18 protein-coding genes are annotated in these 16,760 nt (G+C 74.1%); 12 read left to right on the forward strand and 6 right to left on the reverse strand.

Annotated features, from left to right (window positions below; translation table 11 throughout):
• Nucleotides 1–348 precede the first annotated feature (348 nt).
• The 3 genes from ACIQU6_RS11200 (at nucleotide 349) to ACIQU6_RS11210 (ending at nucleotide 3,801) form a co-directional block, all read left to right on the forward strand.
• The gene (locus ACIQU6_RS11200; RefSeq protein WP_403481355.1) at nucleotides 349–1,677 is read left to right on the forward strand and encodes a Bcr/CflA family multidrug efflux MFS transporter; all 1,329 of its coding nucleotides are present in this window, start codon (nucleotides 349–351) and stop codon (nucleotides 1,675–1,677) included.
• Between the two features lie 77 nt (nucleotides 1,678–1,754).
• Nucleotides 1,755–2,807, forward strand: coding sequence for a serine hydrolase domain-containing protein (locus ACIQU6_RS11205; protein ID WP_403481467.1), 1,053 nt, complete (start codon nucleotides 1,755–1,757; stop codon nucleotides 2,805–2,807).
• A 40-nt stretch (nucleotides 2,808–2,847) separates the two neighbouring features.
• Entirely contained in the window at nucleotides 2,848–3,801 is a 954-nt protein-coding gene (locus ACIQU6_RS11210) for a small ribosomal subunit Rsm22 family protein (protein WP_403481356.1), read from the forward strand.
• A gap of 28 nt (nucleotides 3,802–3,829) precedes the next feature.
• Here ACIQU6_RS11210 and ACIQU6_RS11215 read toward each other — a convergent pair whose 3' ends face one another.
• A complete protein-coding gene (locus ACIQU6_RS11215) occupies nucleotides 3,830–4,003 on the reverse strand; it encodes a DUF6243 family protein (RefSeq protein WP_403481357.1) in 174 nt (57 codons plus the stop codon).
• A 178-nt stretch (nucleotides 4,004–4,181) separates the two neighbouring features.
• Between ACIQU6_RS11215 and ACIQU6_RS11220 the strand changes: the two genes are divergently transcribed.
• Both ACIQU6_RS11220 and ACIQU6_RS11225 read left to right on the forward strand, forming a co-directional pair.
• Complete coding sequence (locus ACIQU6_RS11220; RefSeq protein ID WP_403481358.1) at nucleotides 4,182–4,781, forward strand: TetR/AcrR family transcriptional regulator; 600 nt, start codon at nucleotides 4,182–4,184, stop codon at nucleotides 4,779–4,781.
• 149 nt (nucleotides 4,782–4,930) lie between these two features.
• Nucleotides 4,931–5,671 (forward strand): bifunctional DNA primase/polymerase, encoded by a 741-nt coding sequence (locus tag ACIQU6_RS11225; protein WP_403481359.1) that lies wholly within the window; start codon nucleotides 4,931–4,933, stop codon nucleotides 5,669–5,671.
• A gap of 63 nt (nucleotides 5,672–5,734) precedes the next feature.
• Here ACIQU6_RS11225 and ACIQU6_RS11230 read toward each other — a convergent pair whose 3' ends face one another.
• Entirely contained in the window at nucleotides 5,735–6,721 is a 987-nt protein-coding gene (locus ACIQU6_RS11230; protein ID WP_403481360.1) for a hypothetical protein, read from the reverse strand.
• Nucleotides 6,722–6,963: 242 nt separating this feature from the next.
• Here ACIQU6_RS11230 and ACIQU6_RS11235 point away from each other — a divergent pair, with 242 nt between their 5' ends.
• The gene (locus ACIQU6_RS11235) at nucleotides 6,964–7,821 is read left to right on the forward strand and encodes a PhzF family phenazine biosynthesis protein (RefSeq protein ID WP_403481361.1); all 858 of its coding nucleotides are present in this window, start codon (nucleotides 6,964–6,966) and stop codon (nucleotides 7,819–7,821) included.
• Here ACIQU6_RS11235 and ACIQU6_RS11240 read toward each other — a convergent pair.
• Both ACIQU6_RS11240 and map read right to left on the reverse strand, forming a co-directional pair.
• The gene (locus tag ACIQU6_RS11240; RefSeq protein WP_403481362.1) at nucleotides 7,769–8,449 is read right to left on the reverse strand and encodes a heme oxygenase (biliverdin-producing); all 681 of its coding nucleotides are present in this window, start codon (nucleotides 8,447–8,449) and stop codon (nucleotides 7,769–7,771) included. The genes ACIQU6_RS11235 and ACIQU6_RS11240 overlap by 53 nt on opposite strands.
• Before the next feature lie 173 nt (nucleotides 8,450–8,622).
• Nucleotides 8,623–9,480, reverse strand: a complete 858-nt coding sequence (gene map, locus ACIQU6_RS11245) for a type I methionyl aminopeptidase (RefSeq protein WP_403481363.1) — start codon at nucleotides 9,478–9,480, stop codon at nucleotides 8,623–8,625.
• 67 nt (nucleotides 9,481–9,547) lie between these two features.
• On the opposite strand from map, the gene ACIQU6_RS11250 reads away from it, so the two are divergent.
• A complete protein-coding gene (locus ACIQU6_RS11250; protein ID WP_274915991.1) occupies nucleotides 9,548–9,790 on the forward strand; it encodes a hypothetical protein in 243 nt (80 codons plus the stop codon).
• A gap of 9 nt (nucleotides 9,791–9,799) precedes the next feature.
• On the opposite strand, the gene ACIQU6_RS11255 is transcribed toward ACIQU6_RS11250, so the two are convergent.
• The gene (locus tag ACIQU6_RS11255; protein ID WP_403481364.1) at nucleotides 9,800–10,471 is read right to left on the reverse strand and encodes a hypothetical protein; all 672 of its coding nucleotides are present in this window, start codon (nucleotides 10,469–10,471) and stop codon (nucleotides 9,800–9,802) included.
• A gap of 85 nt (nucleotides 10,472–10,556) precedes the next feature.
• Entirely contained in the window at nucleotides 10,557–11,516 is a 960-nt protein-coding gene (locus ACIQU6_RS11260) for a dihydrodipicolinate synthase family protein (protein ID WP_403481365.1), read from the reverse strand.
• Between the two features lie 173 nt (nucleotides 11,517–11,689).
• On the opposite strand from ACIQU6_RS11260, the gene ACIQU6_RS11265 reads away from it, so the two are divergent.
• The 5 genes from ACIQU6_RS11265 (at nucleotide 11,690) to ACIQU6_RS11285 (ending at nucleotide 16,757) form a co-directional block, all read left to right on the forward strand.
• Nucleotides 11,690–12,373 carry a FadR/GntR family transcriptional regulator gene (locus tag ACIQU6_RS11265; RefSeq protein ID WP_403481366.1) on the forward strand — a complete coding sequence of 228 codons (684 nt, stop codon included), beginning with the start codon at nucleotides 11,690–11,692 and terminating at the stop codon, nucleotides 12,371–12,373.
• A gap of 211 nt (nucleotides 12,374–12,584) precedes the next feature.
• Nucleotides 12,585–13,676 carry an exo-alpha-sialidase gene (locus ACIQU6_RS11270; RefSeq protein WP_403481367.1) on the forward strand — a complete coding sequence of 364 codons (1,092 nt, stop codon included), beginning with the start codon at nucleotides 12,585–12,587 and terminating at the stop codon, nucleotides 13,674–13,676.
• Nucleotides 13,673–15,007 carry an ABC transporter substrate-binding protein gene (locus ACIQU6_RS11275; protein ID WP_403481368.1) on the forward strand — a complete coding sequence of 445 codons (1,335 nt, stop codon included), beginning with the start codon at nucleotides 13,673–13,675 and terminating at the stop codon, nucleotides 15,005–15,007. Before ACIQU6_RS11270 ends, ACIQU6_RS11275 begins: the two co-directional genes overlap by 4 nt.
• Nucleotides 15,004–15,906, forward strand: coding sequence for a carbohydrate ABC transporter permease (locus ACIQU6_RS11280; RefSeq protein WP_403481369.1), 903 nt, complete (start codon nucleotides 15,004–15,006; stop codon nucleotides 15,904–15,906). The genes ACIQU6_RS11275 and ACIQU6_RS11280 overlap by 4 nt, the downstream gene beginning before the upstream one ends.
• The gene (locus tag ACIQU6_RS11285; protein ID WP_403481370.1) at nucleotides 15,903–16,757 is read left to right on the forward strand and encodes a carbohydrate ABC transporter permease; all 855 of its coding nucleotides are present in this window, start codon (nucleotides 15,903–15,905) and stop codon (nucleotides 16,755–16,757) included. Before ACIQU6_RS11280 ends, ACIQU6_RS11285 begins: the two co-directional genes overlap by 4 nt.
• The last annotated feature ends 3 nt before the right edge of the window (nucleotides 16,758–16,760 follow it).

Consider the following 16,760-nt stretch of genomic DNA (forward strand, 5'->3'; position numbering starts at 1 on the left):
GTAGTTGGCCACCCGGCTGTTTGTCCCACCCACCTACGCTACCCCCCACCCCGGGGGGGGGTGGGGGGGGAGGGGTGGGTGCGCAGGACGTAAAGCGAAGCAGTCCTGCGCACCCACCCCGGAGGCCCGTCACCGCACCCCAAAAGCCCCGTGCAGCGGCTTCGCCCCGTGCAGCGGCTTCGCCCCGTGCAGCGGCTTCGCCCCGCGCAGCGGCTTCGCCCCGCGCAGGCGGATCGGCGCCGCGGGCGCAGACCGCAACGCTCACGGCGGGGACGTCGACAACGTGCGGGCCGTCCACGGCAACGTACGTGTCACCATGGGCGACATCACCGACCCATGGAGACGCTCATGACGGAGCCCGGGGCTCCCGCCGCCGAGAGCCAGGACGTTGCCCGCGAACGGCCCGACATAGTGGGGCGGGGCGCGCCCGCCGAACCGGCGGCCGCGCCCCGCCGCACCAGTCTGCTCGTGACCCTCGTCCTCGGCGGGCTCACCGCGGTGCCGCCGCTCTCCATGGACATGTATCTGCCGGCCCTGCCGCAGGTCACCGCCGCGCTGCACAGTCCCGCCGCCACCGTCCAGCTCACCCTCACCACCTGCCTCGCCGGTATGGCGCTGGGGCAGTTGATCGTCGGGCCGATGAGCGACAAGTGGGGTCGTCGCCGGCCCCTCCTGATCGGCATGGTCGTCTACGTCCTGGCGACCGCCCTGTGCGCGGTCGCCACCAACGCCGAGATCCTGATCGCCTTCCGGCTGCTCCAGGGGCTGGCCGGCGCCGCCGGCATCGTCATCGCCCGGGCCGTGGTGCGCGACCTCTACGACGGCGTGGCGATGGCCCGGTTCTTCTCCACGCTGATGCTGATCTCCGGGGTGGCACCGGTGGTCGCCCCGCTCATCGGCGGCCAGATCCTCCGGATCACCGACTGGCGCGGCGTCTTCGTGGTGCTCACCGTGGTCGGTGTGCTGCTCACCCTCCTGGTCTGGTGGCGGCTGGACGAGACGCTGGCGCCGGAGCGCCGGCAGCTCGGCGGGCTCGGTCCGGCGCTGCGCACCATGCGCGACCTCCTCGCCGACCGGGTCTTCTCCGGCTACCTCCTGGTCGGCGCCTTCGCCTTCGCCGTGCTCTTCGCCTACATCTCCGCCTCGCCGTTCGTCATCCAGGAGATCTACGGCGCCTCCCCGCAGACCTTCAGCCTGCTCTTCGGCCTCAACTCCGTCGGGCTGGTCGTGGTCGGCCAGATCAACGGCAAGCTGCTGGTCGGCCGGGTCGGCCTGGACAAGGTGCTGGGCACCGGCCTGGCCGTGGTGACACTGGCCGCCACCGCCCTGTTGCTGCTCTCCTCCGGGGTGTTCGGGAAGGCCGGGCTGGTCCCGGTGGCCGCCGGGCTGTTCGTGCTGATGTCCGCGATGGGCCTGATCATGCCCAGCACCAACACCCTGGCCCTGCTGCGCACCCCGCACGCGGCCGGCTCCGCCTCCGCGCTGCTGGGCACCTCGACGTTCCTGCTCGGCGCGGTCGCCTCGCCGCTGGTGGGCATCGCCGGCGAGCGGACGGCCGTACCGATGGCCGTCGTCCAGCTTTCGTGCGCCGTTCTCGCGCTCGTGAGCTTCCTGGGAATGTGTCGTCCGTGGCAGCGTAAGAAGGGACGCACCGCCGGCGAGAGGACTGGGCTCTGAACGCACCGAGACTCAAGGCCGGGACATCTGCCGAGGCGGGACTGCACCCCGCCTGGACGGAGCGGCTGGTGGCGGGGGTGTGCGCGCTGCCCGAGGGCCGTCCGCCGTGGTGTCCCGGCGCGGTGGTGCTGGCCGGCCGCGGCCCGGTCGTCGCCGTCGAGGCCGCCGCCGGCTGGGCGGTCCGCTACCGCGGCTACGACCCCGAGCACGACCGGGGCCTGGACCTGCCCCGCGACCAGTGGGAGCCGATGCGGGTCGGCACGGTCTTCGACCTCGCCTCGGTCAGCAAGCTGTTCACCGCGCTCGTCGCCGTGCAGCAGGTCGAGCGCGGCCGGCTCGCCCTCGACGGGCCGGTCGCCGCCCACCTGCCGGCCTTCGCCCCCGGCGTCACCGTCCGCGACCTGCTCCGGCACACCTCCGGCCTCGCCCCCGAACTCCCCTTCTACGCGCACCGCGACCGCGCCGACCAACTGGCGCTGCTGTGGGCCGAGGCGGCCGCCCCCACCGGCGGCCCGCGGGGCGGGCACCGCTACTCCGACCTCAACCTCATCGCGCTCCAACTGCTCCTGGAGCGCCGCACCGGCCGCAGCCTGGACGCCCTGGTCCGGGACGACATCACCGCCCCGCTCGGCCTGACCAGCACCGGCTACGGCCCGCTCGCGCCGCAGGGCGTGGCCGCCACCGAGGACCAGCGACGCCCGTGGGCCAAGGCCGACCGGGGCCTGCTGCGCGGCGCGGTGCACGACGAGAACGCCTGGGCGCTGGGCGGCGTCGCCGGCCACGCGGGCCTGTTCTCCACCGCCCAGGACCTGGCCGTGCTCTGCCGGACGCTGCTCAACGGCGGCGCGTACGGCACCACCCGGATCCTCGGCCCGGCCGCGGTCGCCGCCCTGCTCGATCCGCCCGGCCTCGGCTTCGCCGTCGACCAGCGGTGCTTCATGGGCGAGTTGGCCGGCCGGGGCGCCGCCGGCCACACCGGTTTCACCGGCACCAGCCTCGTCCTGGACCGGGCCACCGACACCTTCCTGGTGCTGCTCGCCAACACCGTCCACCCGCGCCGCCGGACCGGCGGCAGCGCCCCGCGCGCCGCGGCCGCCACCCGCCTCGCCCGCGCGGTGGCCGCCGCCTGACCGGCACGGCCCCGTCCCCGGGCCCCGTAAACTCTCCCGAATGCACGACGAACTGCGCGCCGCCCTGGCGGGCCTGCTCGACGGCCTGCCCCCCAAGCAGGCCGCGCAGGCCGTCGAGCGGCTGATCGCCAACTACCGGGGCCGCACCCCCACCGACGCCCCCGTCCTGCGGGACCGCGGCGATGTCGCCGCGTACGCCGCCTACCGCATGCCGGCCACCTTCGCGGCCGTCCGCGCCGCGCTGGCCGCCTTCGCCGCCCGCGTCCCCGACTGGTCCCCGGCCACCCACGTCGACGTCGGCGGCGGCACCGGCGCGGCCACCTGGGCCACCGCCGCCACCTGGGACGGCCCGCGCAGCACCGTCCTGGACTGGGCGCAGCCCGCCCTCGACCTCGGCCGCGAACTGGCCGCCGGCACCCTCCCGGACGTCACCTGGCGCCGCCAGGCCCTCGGCGACGGCCTCACCGTCCCCGACGGCACCGACCTGGTCACCGTCTCCTACGTCCTGGGCGAACTGCGCCCCGAGGACCGCCGCGCGGTGGTCGCCGCCGCGGCCGTCGCCCGGTCCGTCGTCCTGATCGAACCGGGCACCCCCGAGGGCTACCTGCGGATCCGCGAGGCCCGCGAGCAACTGGTCGCCGCCGGCCTGCGGATCGTCGCGCCCTGCCCGCACAGCGCCGCCTGCCCGATCGTCCCGGGGGAGGACTGGTGCCACTTCTCCGCCCGGGTCAGCCGCTCCTCGCTGCACCGTCAGGTCAAGGGCGGCTCCCTGGCCTACAAGGACGAGAAGTTCTCCTACGTCGCCGCCACCCGCCTGCCGGCCGAGCCGGCCGCCGCCCGGGTCGTCCGCAAGCCCCAACTCCGCAAGGGCCAGGTCCTCTTGGACCTGTGCACCGCGGACGACGCCCTGCGCCGCGACACCGTCACCAAGCGGCACGGTGCGGCCTACCGCGAGGCCCGCGACGCGGCCTGGGGCGACGCCTGGCCGCACTGAGGCCGGTTGTCGGGCGCGGGCGCGGTGCTCACTCCTTCCGGGTCCGCTCCTGCATCTTCCGTAGCAGCTCCCGCCGCCGCTCCTGCGGGTCCGGCGCGCCGGACGCCCCCTGCGCGCGGCCGCCCGCGCCGCCGCGCAGCGTGCCCCGCGAGAGGTTGCTCCGGGTACCGCCGACGCCCAACATCCCATGTCCCTTGGTCATGAGGGGAGTTCCTTCCTGTGGAGGGTCAACTGTCCGATGGGGGAGGGGCGTCGCGGGCACGCAGCACCCACGCCGTGCGAGACGATTCGTCTCGCCCCTCGCTCGCCACCATCTTCAAGTGAGACGTCCCGTCTCGTCAAGACGATACGTCTCGCCTCCCTCTCGCTACACTCCGCCCATGGCCAACAAAGCAGCCCCCGACCCCACCCGCCGCAGCGAACGCTCCCGCCGCGCCATCTTCGACGCCGCCCTCTCCCTCGTCGGCGAGGTCGGCTACGAGAAGCTCACCATCGAGGGCATCGCCGCCCGCGCCGGCGTCGGCAAGCAGACCATCTACCGCTGGTGGCCCTCCAAGGCCGCCGTCCTCCTTGACGCCTTCGGCTCTGTCGTCGACGAGTACGACCACGAGGGCCTGCCCGACACCGGCGACCTCGCCGCCGACCTCAAGACCGTGCTCCGCGCCACCGCCGACGAGTTCAACGACGCCGCCTGGCAGGCCCCCTACCGCGCCCTCGCCGCCGCCGGCGCCAACGACGAGGAGCTCTCCCGCACCTTCGTCGGCCGCCTCATGGAACCCGGCACCCGCGTCTACGTCGACCGGCTCCGCGCCGCCCGGGACGCCGGCGAGCTCGACCCGGACATCGACCTCCGGATCGCCGCCGAGATGCTGCTGAGTCCCTTCTCACAGCGCTGGCTGATGCGTACCGGTGAGCTCACCCACGCTTACGTGGACACCCTCGTCGACCAGGTGCTCCGCGGCCTGCGCCCGCGCGGCTGAGACCCCGGCGACGGGCGCCGTTGGCGTGAAATGCCCTGTTCGCCCGTGCCGCGTTCACCCCGGATCCGCACACCGGTCACCTGGCGCCCAGGATGGTGGCAGCATTGACCCCAGACCACCGCTCGAAGTGACTCGAAGTGAGGGGATAGATGGAACGCAAGAGCAGGTTCTCCCAGTGGCTGCGCCGGCCGAGGAGCGGAACGGGCGGCGATACGGACACGGGATCAACGGCCGCGCCCGGCCGTGCGGACCTGCTGATGGCGGCCGTCGCCGCCGGCTTCCCGGTCGCCCCCGCCGCCCACCCCTCCGGCTACGGCTGTTCCTGTGAGCGCATCGGCTGCCCCACCCCCGGCCGCCACCCCATCTCCTTCGGCTGGCAGACCGTCGCCACCACCGACCGCGACAAGGTCGCCGCCTGGGTCCGCACCCTCCCGCAGGCCAACTTCATCACCGCCACCGGCATGGCCCACGACGTCCTCGACGTCCCCGTCGAGGCCGGCCGCGCCGCGCTCGGCCGCCTGGAGGCCGCCGGCATCGACGTCGGTCCCGTCAGCCTCAGCGGCGCCGGCTTCGGCGACGGCCGGATGCTGTTCTTCACCGCCACCCGCGGCACCCCCGACGACGAGGACGAGTGGTGGCCGTGCGAGCTGGACTGCCATCCCGAGACCCTCGACGAGCATCCCGGCTTCCGCTGGCACTGCCGCGGCAGCTACGTCCTGCTGCCGCCCTCCGCCCTCCCCGGCGACCAGCCCGCCGTGAGCTGGCTGCGCGGCCCCGAACTCCCGCTGCCGGACCCGCTGACGCTGCTGGAGACCCTCACCGACGCCTGCGCCGAGTTCGTCGGCCGCGAACCGGACCACGAGACGGCCGCCTGGCCCATCGGCCGCTGACCGTTCCTCCCGGACCCGGACCCGGACCGTGGGCCTCGGCCTCCGGGCTACCAGGTCACCGGACTACTGGGCCTTCGCCGAGACCAGCGCCTCGATCCGGTACAGCACCTTGACCTTGCCTCCGGTGGCCTTCGCCGGCACCGTGACGGCCTGACCCGACACCGACGTGAACGCCATCCGCTGGGTCTTGTTCACCGGGTTGTCCATGACGCCGCGCACCTCCGCCGGCACCGTGATCGTCCACCCCTGGGAGACCGTCTTCTGTTGGTGGTAGACGGTCGAGAAGAACACCAGCGCCCCGCCGTCCGTCGTCCGCAGCGCCACCGGCGGCAGGCTCGACGCCTGGTCCTCCCACTGGATCCGGACCCCCGGCTTGTTGGCGTCCTTCGCCCGCTGGGCCCGCCACCCGTCGGTCTGCCGGCCCGGCGCGAACGCGTCGCCCTTGCCGGTGCCGAGGTAATCCGCGTACGTCTGACTCAGCTTGCCCGGATCGACCGTCAGCCCCGACGAGCCGTCCGTCGGCACCGCCTCGGCGAAGCCGTCGGTGACCTTCAGCTGCGGCGCCTTGTTGCCGGGGAACGTCGCCAAGTACGCCGCGCGCCACGGCGCGTTGAAGCTGTCCCGGCTGAACGCCAGGAACCAGCGGGTGTTCTGACCGTTCTGACCGCGGCGGTTGCTGAGCGCGTCCCCGACGAAGAACTTCGGCCAGCCCTTCTGCTTGGGCACGGTGAAGTGCGCGTCCGAGAACGCGAGCGGGGCGAAGTTCGGGTTGCCGTTGGGGCGGACGCCGCGCGCGGCCTTGATCCCCGCCTGGTCGATGGCGAGCAGCGCACCGTCCTCGAACGAGGTGTTCACCTTCGGATCCAGCGTGCGGTTGGCCTTGTTGAAGCCGTCGGTGAACTGCTTGAGCGCCTTGGTGGCGTCGGCCTGCGACACCGCGGGCAGCTCCTCGCGCTCGCCGTGCACCGTCATGCACCCGCTGAGCATCACCAGCGCGGCTGCTGCCGACGTCACTGCTGCGGGCACCCGGAACGGCGACCTGCGTGTCATGGGGCTAGGGCTCCTTCGGGGCGACCAAGGCGGACGGACAGCCGCCGGGGTGGCACGATCGGCGGCAACCATACCCGGTGCCCCCCGCCTCCCGTCGTCCCGGCGGCCCGGCTCGTTTGTGCGACCCCGCCCCGCCGCCCGCGTCCGGCTCGCGTGCGGCGCCCGCACCCGCCCGCCGCTCTCGATCGCCCCTTCCCCCGCCCGCCTCCCCAACGGGCGATCGTGCGGCCGACAATGTGCGGATGAACGAACGAAGCGGGCGGAGCGCGGACGTCGGAGGAAGCGGCGACGGGGGCGGTGGTGGCGCGGGCGTGGATCTGCTGTGGGTGTTCTGCGGGGCGGACGGGCGGGGTGGCAACGCGCTCGCCGTGCTGCGGGAGGGCGCCGCTCTCCCCGGGCAGGCCGAGCGCGCCGCCCTCGCCGCCGAACTCGGGTACAGCGAGACGGTGTTCCTCGATTCGGCCGCCGCCGGGCGGGGTGGCGGCCGGGCGGGGCGGGGGGACCTGGGCGTCGTCGACGTGGACATCCACACGCCCAGCGTGCGGCTGCCCTTCGCCGGGCATCCGCTCGTCGGCGTCGCATGGTTGTTGCGGGAAGCGGGGCGGCCGGTGCGGGCGCTGCGGCCGTCGGCGGGGGAGGTGGGGGTGCGGTACGACGGCGACCTCACCTGGGTGCGGGGCCGGGCCAGTTGGGTGCCCCGGCGCCGCACCGAGCGGTACGGCTCGGTCGCCGAGGTGGACGCGTTGCCCGCGCCGCCGCCGGGGGAGGGCTGGCTCTACGCCTGGGCCTGGGAGGACGAGGCGGCGGGGACGGTGCGGGCGCGGGGGTTTCCGCGGCGTGGTGACGGGATCGTCGAGGACGAGGCGACGGGGGCCGCCGCGCTGCTGCTGGCGGACCAGTTGGGCCGCCCCCTGACGGTCCGCCAGGGGGTGGGCTCGTGGATCCACGCCCGGCCGTGCGGTGACGGGGCGGTGGAGATCGGCGGGCGGGTGCGGGCCGGGGGGGCCGGTGGTGCGGTAGGCGCCGTCCGGGGCGACGGGGTGGGGCTCAGGCGGTGCGGGGGAACTCCCTGCCCAGGTCGTGGAAGAGGGCGGTGTTGAGGGTGAAGGCGCGCTTGCACTCGTCTATGACGCGGTGCTTTTCGAGGTCGTCGACGGGGAGGGCGTCGAGGAGTTCGCGGTAGGTGCGCTTGAAGGCGGCCGGGTTGCCGATGCCCTCGAAGACGTAGAAGCGGACGCCGTCTCCCTTGCGGGCGAAGCCCCAGGTCTTCTCGGCGGTGCCGCGGATGATCTGGCCGCCGGAGAGGTCGCCGAGGTAGCGGGTGTAGTGGTGGGCGACGTAGCCGGCCGGCCAGTCGCGGGCGCAGGTGGCGATGCGGTCGGCGTAGGCGGCGGTGGCGGGGAGGGGCTCCAGGGCGGTGCGCCACTGGGGGCCGCCGAGGTGGGCGAGGTCGCGCTCCAGCTCGGCGGTGCGGGCGAGTTCGGGGCGGAGGAAGGGGCCCGCGACCGGGTCGGCGGCGAGCGTCTCGGGGACGTCCTCCAGCGCGTGGTAGACGAACCAGAGCTGCTCGGTGTAGCGGCGATAGGCGGCGACGCCCAGTTCACCGCCCAGGAGGTGGCTCATGAACGAGGAGCCCTCGGCCTCGGTGTGCTGCTCGTGCGACGCCGTGCGGATGGCCGTCGAGAAGGACGGGGCGTCGGCGGACGGGGTCAGGCTGGACGCTTCCAAGGTGGGCCTCCGGGAGCCGGGAGTGCGCGGACAGGCGGGAACAGGCTGATGCGTGCGCGCCGGCGTCAGCTTAGGGTTACCTAACTACGCGGGGCGGGCCCTGGTCAACCTGTTCCCGACAACCTGTCGGTAAAAACGCTACTCCCGTCCGGATCAGGCCGACGTAAGCGCCGTCACGGCAGCGTGAGGATCTCCGTCCCGGTCTCCGTGACCACCAGCGTGTGCTCGAACTGCGCCGTCCGCTTGCGGTCCTTGGTGACCACGGTCCAGCCGTCCTCCCACATGTCGTACTCGTGCGTGCCCAGCGTCAGCATCGGCTCGATGGTGAAGGTCATGCCGGGCTTGATGTCGGTGGTGTGGTGCGGGCTGTCGTAGTGCGGAACGATCAGGCCGGAGTGGAAGGAGGAGTTGATGCCGTGGCCGGTGAAGTCGCGGACGACTCCGTAGCCGAAGCGCTTGGCGTAGGACTCGATGACCCGGCCGATGATGTTGATCTGGCGGCCCGGCTTGACGGCCTTGATCGCGCGGTTGAGCGCCTCCTGGGTGCGCTCCACCAGCAGCCGCGACTCCTCGTCGACGTCGCCGCACAGGTACGTGGCGTTGTTGTCGCCGTGCACGCCGTTGAGGTAGGCGGTCACGTCGAGGTTGACGATGTCGCCGTCCTTCAGGACGGTCGAGTCGGGGATGCCGTGGCAGATGACCTCGTTGACCGAGGAGCACAGGGACTTGGGGAAGCCGCGGTAGCCGAGCGTGGAGGGGTAGGCGCCGTGGTCGCACATGAACTCGTGGGCGACCCGGTCGAGTTCGTCGGTGGTCACGCCGGGCGCGATGAGCTTGGCGGCCTCCGCCATCGCCTGGGCGGCGATCCGGCCGGCGATCCGCATCCGCTCGATGGTGTCGGCGTCCTGCACCTCCGGCCCGGTGTACGGGGTCGGCGCTGGCTTGCCGACGTATTCGGGGCGCCGGATCGAGGCGGGGACGTGGCGGGCGGGGGAGATCTCCCCGGGGACAAGAAGCGACTGGCCAGACATGCCAGCGAGTGTATCCGCGGCCCGTCGGGCAGGATGGGGGCACGGGAGCCACACACAGGAGGCGGCGATGGCGCTGTTCAAGAGGCGGACGGTGGGCAAGCCCGGCGAGTGGTTCTACTGCCTCAAGCACCAGGCGGTCGAGGAGGGTCCGCAGTGTCGTGCGGCCGACCGGTTCGGCCCGTACGGCACGCGCGAGGAGGCGGCGCACGCCATGGAGACCGCCCGGGAGCGGAACCTGGAGTGGGAGACCGACCCCAAGTGGCACGACATGGGGAAGGGCGGCCGGGGCGGCGACGGGGACGACGCGTAGCGGCCGGGCTCACCAGCGCGGTGGCGGCGGGGCGGACAGGCCCTCGGCGAGCCGGGCGAGGCGGTCGCGGAACCGGCGGTGGTGGCGCGGGGCGGGCCGGCTGTTCTCGCCGGCGGCGGCGCTGACCAGGTGTTGGACGGTGTCGAGGTCGAGGAGGGGGACCGCCTCCAGGCCCGGGGGCAGGTCCGGGTTCGCGTCCGGGGTGGAGTGGGTGGCGGTCCCCGGCGGGGGTGGGGCGGTGGTCAGGGCGTCGTGGGCCAGGGTGTGCAGGTCGCGGTCGCCGGAGTCCAGGGCGAGCACGGTGGCGCCGTTGCGGCGGGCGTCGTGCACCCGCTCCAGCAGGCCGGCGTCCGGTCGTTCGGGCGTCACCACCAGCAGCGTCGCGCCGCGTCCGGCGGCCGCCAGCCGTCCCGGGCCGACCGCGAGGTGCGGCGGCGCCCCGGCGGGCACCCGGTGGCGGACGAGTGTCGGCGACAGCTCCGGCAGGCCGGACCAGGCGGCCTCGTCGTCGAGGTGGGCGGCCAGGTGCCAGGGCTCGTAGCCGGCGCTGCCGACCAGCAGCAGGCCGCCGCCGTGCGGGGCGAGGGCGCTCCGCAGCGAACCGGCGAAGCGGCGGGTGGCCGCGATCCACTCGGTCCCGGCGAGGACCTCGCGCAGCAGGGCGACGCGTACGGCATCCATGGCGCGGCATGCTGCCGCACGGGCGGGCCCCGTGGGGGCCCGGCGGGCGGGGTGTCACTCGTTCGAGCGGTGGGGCGGTGGCTCCTCAGGCGTCGGGGCGCAGCCCCGCCTCCGTCAGCCGACGTCCCACCTCCGCGATCGAGGCGGCGCTCAGCGGGATCTGCGGGACGGCGGTGTCGGGGTGGGCGATCACGCCGAGCAGGTGGAGCGCCGCCTTGAAGCCGCCGAGGGCGGAGGAACTGCGGCCCATGTCGGCCTCCGGGCCGGTGTCGGTGAGGTCGTAGAGGGCGACCAGGCGCTCCTGTTCGGCGGCGGCCCGGGGCCAGTCGCCGGCGCGGGCGGCGTCGTAGAGCCGGACGTAGCCGGCCGGGTCGACGTTGCCGAGGCCGGGGACGATGCCGTCGGCGCCGGCCAACAGGGCGGCGTCCGCGGTGAGTTCGGAGCCGGTGAGGACGGCGAAGGCGGGGGCGGGGCCGGTGGCGCGGGCGGTGCGGCCGCCGAGCGCGACCAGGAGCCGGCGCAGGGTGCCGTCGTCGCCGCTGGAGTCCTTGAGGCCGACGAGGGTGCCGTCCTCGGCCAGTTCGCGGACCAGGGCCGGGGTCAGCTTGCTGTGCACGGCCGCCGGGATGTCGTAGGCGACCAGGGGCAGGCCGGTGACGGCGCGCAGGTGCCGGTAGTGGGCGGCGGTCTCGCGGGGGTGGGTGCGGGTGTAGAAGGGGGCGGTGGCGACCAGGGCGTCGGCGCCGAGCGCGGCGGCGGTGCGGGCGTGCTCCAGGACGCGGGCGGTGGTGGTGTCGATGACTCCGGCGAGGACCGGTACCCGGCCGGCGGCCGCGGTGCGGACCGTCTCCAGGGCGGTGGCCCGTTGATGGTTGGTCAGATAGGCCGCCTCGCTGGTGGAGCCGAGGGCGAACAGGCCGTGGACGCCGGCGTCGAGGAGGTGGCAGACCAGGCGGGTGAGGGAGGCGGTGTCGACCTCGCCGTGCGGGTCGAGCGGGGTGCACACCGGGGGGATGACGCCGTGCAGCGGGGCGGGGAGTGCCATGGGGGCTCCAAGGGCGGCTCTGAGCTGGGACATCAGACCTGGGATGTCTCGTGCCGCGGCCACAATAGGCGTGCGCGCGGGTACCCGGTCAAGGATTCCGGCCCCGGTGCGGGCCGAACGGGGTGGCGGCGCGCGGCACATGAGGCGTGGGAGACGGAAGAGGGGCGATGGGGATGGCGCGAGCGACGATGTCCGAGGACGTCCAGGCGCGGATCAAGCAGTTGATCCTGGACCACGGGCTGATGCCGGGCGATCCGCTGCCCACCGAGGCCGGTCTGGTCGCCATGCTCGACGTCAGCCGCAACTCGGTGCGGGAGGCGCTCAAGGCGCTGCAGGCGATGCGGATCGTGGAGATCCGGCACGGGTTCGGCACCTACGTGGGCGCGCTCACCCTGGAGCCGTTCGTGGAGGGCGTGGCCTTCCGGGCCGCGGTCCGCCACCTTCAGGGAGAGCCCAGCCTCTACGAGTTGATGGAGGTGCGGGAGGCGCTGGAGGCGGGGCTGATCGGCACGGTGGCGCGCGGGCTGCCGGCGCGGGTCCTCGCGGGACTCCGGGCGCTGGTGGAGCGGATGGCCGTGGAGGCGCGCGACGGCGAGGTGTTGAGCGACACCGACCGGGCGTTCCACCTCGCGCTGTACCGGTCGCTCGGCAACCACCTGTTGAGCGAGGTGCTGGACGCGTTCTGGGCGGCGCTGCGCCGGGTGCGCGAGGACCTCGCCGACGGCCGGCCGGACCCGGAGGTGACGTACCGCCAACACGCGGACATCGTGGACGCGTTGGAGGCGGGGGACGGCGAGCGGGCGGTGGCGGCGATGCACCGGCACTTCGACGGCATCCGGCGTCGGTTGGCCCCGTAGGGGCGCGCCCCGGTGGTCCCTTTTCGGGTCGGGTGTCCGGGGGTTCCGCTATGCCAGGGTCGTCCCGTTCACCGGGATTTCACCCCGCGTCGGTGGTGTCGTTGCCGACACGGAAACGCGTCATGTGCCGTGTCTTGACGGGTAGTTGGGCGCTCTTTATGGTCCGCAGGACAAGGGACATCCTACGTCCGGCCCGTGCAGGGGGTGACCCGTGACGTATGCCAGCTCCGTGCCCTACCGGGCGGGGACCGAGGGGTATGCCAGCTTCCGGATCCCGGCCGTGGTGCGGGCGCGCTCCGGGGCGGTGCTGGCGTTCGCCGAGGGGCGGGTCGACTCGGCCGGCGACGCCGGCCACATCGACATCGTGCTCAAGCGCTCCACCGACGGCGGTCGCACCTGGGGCCCGCTCCGCCGCGTCGCCCGCAACGGCACCGCCACGGCCGGCAACCCCGCACCCGTGGTCCTCGCCGGCGGCCGGGTGCTCCTGGTCCACGTCCGGGCCGCCGCCGACGCCACCGAGGACCGGATCCGCCGCGGCCTGGTCCGGCCCGCCGACGGCCGCCGGGTCTGGCTCCAGCACAGCGACGACGACGGCGCGAACTGGAGCCCGCCGCGGGAGATCACGGACCGGACCAAGCTGCCCGGGTGGCGGTGGTACGCCACCGGGCCGGGGCACGCCCTCCGGTTGCGCCACGGCCCGTACGCCGGGCGGCTGGTCGTCCCCGCCAACCACTCCGTCCCGCCCACGGACCCCGGGGACACCGGCACCGAGTCCCGCTACGAGGGCGGGCACCTGCTGCTCAGCGACGACGACGGCGCCACCTGGCGGATCGGCGCCGCCGGCCTCGGGGCGGCCGCGACCGTCGCGCCCAACGAGACCACCGCCGCCGAACTCCCCGACGGCACCGTCTACCTCAACGCCCGCAACGCCGCGACGGCCGCCTGGCGCCGCCTGGACGCGGTCTCGACGGACGGCGGGGAGCGCCTGGCCGCCCCCTTCCGGCCGCAGGCGGGGCTGACCGGCCCGCGGGTCCAGGGCAGCGCCCTGCACCTCGACGACCGCGGCGCACTGCTCTTCTCCGGGCCCGCGCACCCCGACGCCCGCGCCCTGATGACCGTCCGCGCCAGCCGGGACGGCGGGCTGACCTGGCGGCCGGCGCACACCGTCGACGGGCGGCCGGCGGGCTACGGCGACCTCGTCCGGCTCGACCGGGACACCGTCGGACTCCTGCACGAGACGGGCGACTTCGGCGCCTACGAGACCCTCACCTTCCGCCGCATCCCCCTGGCCGGGCTGGTGTGACCGGCGCGGGCGCCCCGCGCGGCGCGGTCCGTCGTCGCACGGTCCTGGGCCAGGCGGCCGCGGCCGGGTTCGCGCTCGCCGGCTGCGGCGCCGGCGACGCGGGCGTGCCCCGAGCGCGGCGGAAGGGGCAGCGGATCACCCTCACCTTCTGGACCTGGGTACCGGGCATCGACCGGCCCGTGGACCTGTGGAACCGCCGCAACCCCGAGGTCCAGGTCAGGGTCGAGAAGGTGTCCGCGGTCAACGGCGAGCAGTACGCGAAGATGCACGCCGCCATCAAGGCCGGCAACCCGCCTGATCTGGGCCAGATCGAGTTCCCGGTGATCCCCAGCTTCCTGTTGGACAACGGGCTGCGCGACCTCGCGCCCCTGGGCGCCGCCCGCCACCGCGGGGCGTTCCTCGCCTGGCAGTGGCGGCAGTCCGTCTTCGGCCCGGGCATCTACGCCATCCCGCAGGCCAGCGGCCCGATGGGGCTCTTCGTCCGGCAGGACCTCTTCGACCGGTGGGGCGTGCGAGTGCCGCGGACGTGGGCGGAGTACGCGGTGGCCGCCGAGGCGGTCCGGCGGCACGGCGCCTGGATCGAGACCTTCGCGCCGACCAACGGGAACCGCTTCGCCGGCCTGGCCTGGCAGGCCGGCGCCAGGTGGTTCGCCACCCGGGGCGACACCTGGATCGTGCACCTCGACGACGGGCCCACCCGTAGGGTCGCCGACTTCTGGGAGGCGCTGGTCCGCCGCGGGCTGGTCAAGACCATCCCGGACCGCCGGGACGCCTGGTACAAGGACCTCCAGACCGGCGCCATCCCGGCCTGGGTGGGCGCCAGTTGGGGCGACGCCCTGCTGGCCGGCAACGCGCCCGGCACCAAGGGGAACTGGCGGGCCGCCCCGCTGCCCCAGTGGCGCCCCGGCGAGCGGGCCTTCGCCAACTGGGGCGGCTCCACCACCGCCGTCTTCGCCGCCGCCCGCTACCCGAGGGACGCCCTGGACTTCGCCCTCTGGCTGAACACCGACCCGGAGTCGATCGCCCTGCTCCTCAAGGGCGGTTACGGCTTCCCCAGTGTCACGTCCGGCTACCGCCCCGCCGCCCTCGACGCCGACCGGGACTTCTTCGGCGGCCAGGCGTACGGCGCGGTATTCGCCGACGCGGGCGCGCACGTGGACACCAGTTGGCAGTGGGGGCCGGACGTGGACGCGCTCTTCCAGGACCTCGGGGACGCCCTCACCGACGCGCTCGCGGACGGCGGTTCGTTCCGTTCGGCGCTGGCGGCGGTGCAGCGGCGGACCGTCGCCGACCTGCGGGACAAGGGGCTGAAGGCGGAGGCCGGCGGATGAGCGGGCGCCGTGGGCGGGGCGCGCGGGCCGCGGCCGGCTTCGTGCTGCCGTTCCTCGCCCTCTTCGCGCTGTGCTACCTCGCCCCGGTCTGCTACGCGGTGTGGACCAGCCTCCACCGCACCGTGCGCACCGGCCCGCTCGGCCTGGGGCGGCAGCACGAGGTGTTCGCCGGGCTCGCCAACTACGGCCACGCGCTGGCCGACGACCGGTTCCTGGCCGGCTTCGGCCGGGTGCTGCTCTTCGGCGCCGTGCAGATCCCGCTGATGACGGCGCTGGCCACCGTCCTGGCGCTGCTCCTGGACAGCGCCGCCGCCCGTTGGGTGGCCTTCTTCCGCGGCGCGTTCTTCCTGCCCTACGGGGTGCCGGGGGTGATCGCCTCGATCCTGTGGGGCTTTCTCTACGTGCCCGGCCTCAGCCCGTTGGTGCGGATCGCCCAAGCGGTGGGCTGGGACGTCGACTTCCTCTCCCGGGGCGGCGTGCTGTGGGCCCTCGCCAACATCGTCACCTGGCAGTTCACCGGCTACACCATGCTGGTGCTGATCGCCCAGCTCAAGTCCGTCCCCGGCGAGCTGTACGAGGCGGCGCGGATCGACGGCGCGAGCGGCTGGCAGGTGGCCCGGCACATCAAACTCCCGCTGATCCGGCCGGCGTTGGTGCTCACCACGGTCTTCAGCATCATCGGCACCCTCCAACTGTTCGCCGAGCCGATGGTGCTGCGCCCGCTGACCTCCTCCATCGACTCCGGCTACACCCCCAACCTGCACGCCTACAGCGAGGCGTTCGTCGGCGGCAACACGCACCGGGCGGCGGCCGAGGCGGTGCTGCTGGCGCTGGTGGCGTGCGCGGCCTCGTTCGGCTTCCTGCGGCTGGTCGGCGGGCGCGGGCGGGAGCCCCGATGAGCACCCAGGTCGCCACGGTCCGCCACCGGATCATCACCGCCTCCCTGTTGGCCGTCGCCGCCCTCTACTTCCTGGCGCCCGTCTACTGGTTGGTCGTCTCGGCCACCAAGAGCAGCGCCGACCTCTTCGGCACCTTCGGCTTCTGGTTCTCCGCCCACCCGCGGCCGGTCCGGTACCTCACCGACGTCCTCGCCTACGACCACGGCGTCTACCTCCGCTGGTTCGCCAACTCCCTGCTGTACGCGGGGCTCGGCGCGCTCTGCGCCACCCTGCTGTCGGCCGCGGCGGGCTATGCGCTGGCCAAGTTCCCGTTCCGGGGCCGGGAGACGGTCTTCGGGCTGGTGCTGGCCGGGGTGCTGATCCCGAGCACCGCGCTGGCGCTGCCGCTGTACTTCCTCTTCAGCGCGCTGGGGCTGGCCGACAGCTACGGGGCGGTGCTGATCCCCAGTGTGGTCAGCCCGTTCGGGGTGTATCTGTGCCGGATCTACGCGGCCGCCGCGGTGCCGGACGCGCTGTTGGAGGCGGCGCGGATCGACGGGGCGGGCGAGGGCCGGATCTTCGCCGGGCTGGGACTGCGGCTGATGGGGCCGGCGCTGATCACCGTCTTCCTGTTCCAGTTCGTGCACATCTGGAACAACTACTTCCTGCCGCTGGTGATGCTCTCCGACTCCGACCTCTACCCGGTCCAACTGGGGCTGACCACCTGGATCGGCTACGCCGACCGGCAGCCGGTGCTCTACCAGTACACGGTCGGCGGCGCGCTGCTGTCGGTGCTGCCGCTGATGGTCCTGATGACGGTCCTCCAGCGGTACTGGCGCACGGGGTTGACCGAGGGGAGCGTCAAGGCGTGACCG

The sequence above is a fragment of the Streptomyces sp. NPDC090442 genome (assembly GCF_044769405.1).
GTDB lineage: Bacteria > Actinomycetota > Actinomycetes > Streptomycetales > Streptomycetaceae > Streptomyces.

Coding starts and splice junctions, on each gene's coding strand:
- ACIQU6_RS11280 (WP_403481369.1), top strand. CDS start 15,004: ATGAGCGGGCGCCGTGGGCGGGGCGCGCGGGCCGCGGCCGGCTTCGTG.
- ACIQU6_RS11210 (WP_403481356.1), top strand. CDS start 2,848: ATGCACGACGAACTGCGCGCCGCCCTGGCGGGCCTGCTCGACGGCCTG.
- ACIQU6_RS11230 (WP_403481360.1), bottom strand. CDS start 6,721: ATGACACGCAGGTCGCCGTTCCGGGTGCCCGCAGCAGTGACGTCGGCA.
- ACIQU6_RS11235 (WP_403481361.1), top strand. CDS start 6,964: ATGAACGAACGAAGCGGGCGGAGCGCGGACGTCGGAGGAAGCGGCGAC.
- ACIQU6_RS11265 (WP_403481366.1), top strand. CDS start 11,690: ATGGCGCGAGCGACGATGTCCGAGGACGTCCAGGCGCGGATCAAGCAG.
- ACIQU6_RS11285 (WP_403481370.1), top strand. CDS start 15,903: ATGAGCACCCAGGTCGCCACGGTCCGCCACCGGATCATCACCGCCTCC.
- map (WP_403481363.1), bottom strand. CDS start 9,480: ATGTCTGGCCAGTCGCTTCTTGTCCCCGGGGAGATCTCCCCCGCCCGC.
- ACIQU6_RS11260 (WP_403481365.1), bottom strand. CDS start 11,516: ATGGCACTCCCCGCCCCGCTGCACGGCGTCATCCCCCCGGTGTGCACC.
- ACIQU6_RS11255 (WP_403481364.1), bottom strand. CDS start 10,471: ATGGATGCCGTACGCGTCGCCCTGCTGCGCGAGGTCCTCGCCGGGACC.
- ACIQU6_RS11250 (WP_274915991.1), top strand. CDS start 9,548: ATGGCGCTGTTCAAGAGGCGGACGGTGGGCAAGCCCGGCGAGTGGTTC.
- ACIQU6_RS11225 (WP_403481359.1), top strand. CDS start 4,931: ATGGAACGCAAGAGCAGGTTCTCCCAGTGGCTGCGCCGGCCGAGGAGC.
- ACIQU6_RS11200 (WP_403481355.1), top strand. CDS start 349: ATGACGGAGCCCGGGGCTCCCGCCGCCGAGAGCCAGGACGTTGCCCGC.
- ACIQU6_RS11220 (WP_403481358.1), top strand. CDS start 4,182: ATGGCCAACAAAGCAGCCCCCGACCCCACCCGCCGCAGCGAACGCTCC.
- ACIQU6_RS11215 (WP_403481357.1), bottom strand. CDS start 4,003: ATGACCAAGGGACATGGGATGTTGGGCGTCGGCGGTACCCGGAGCAAC.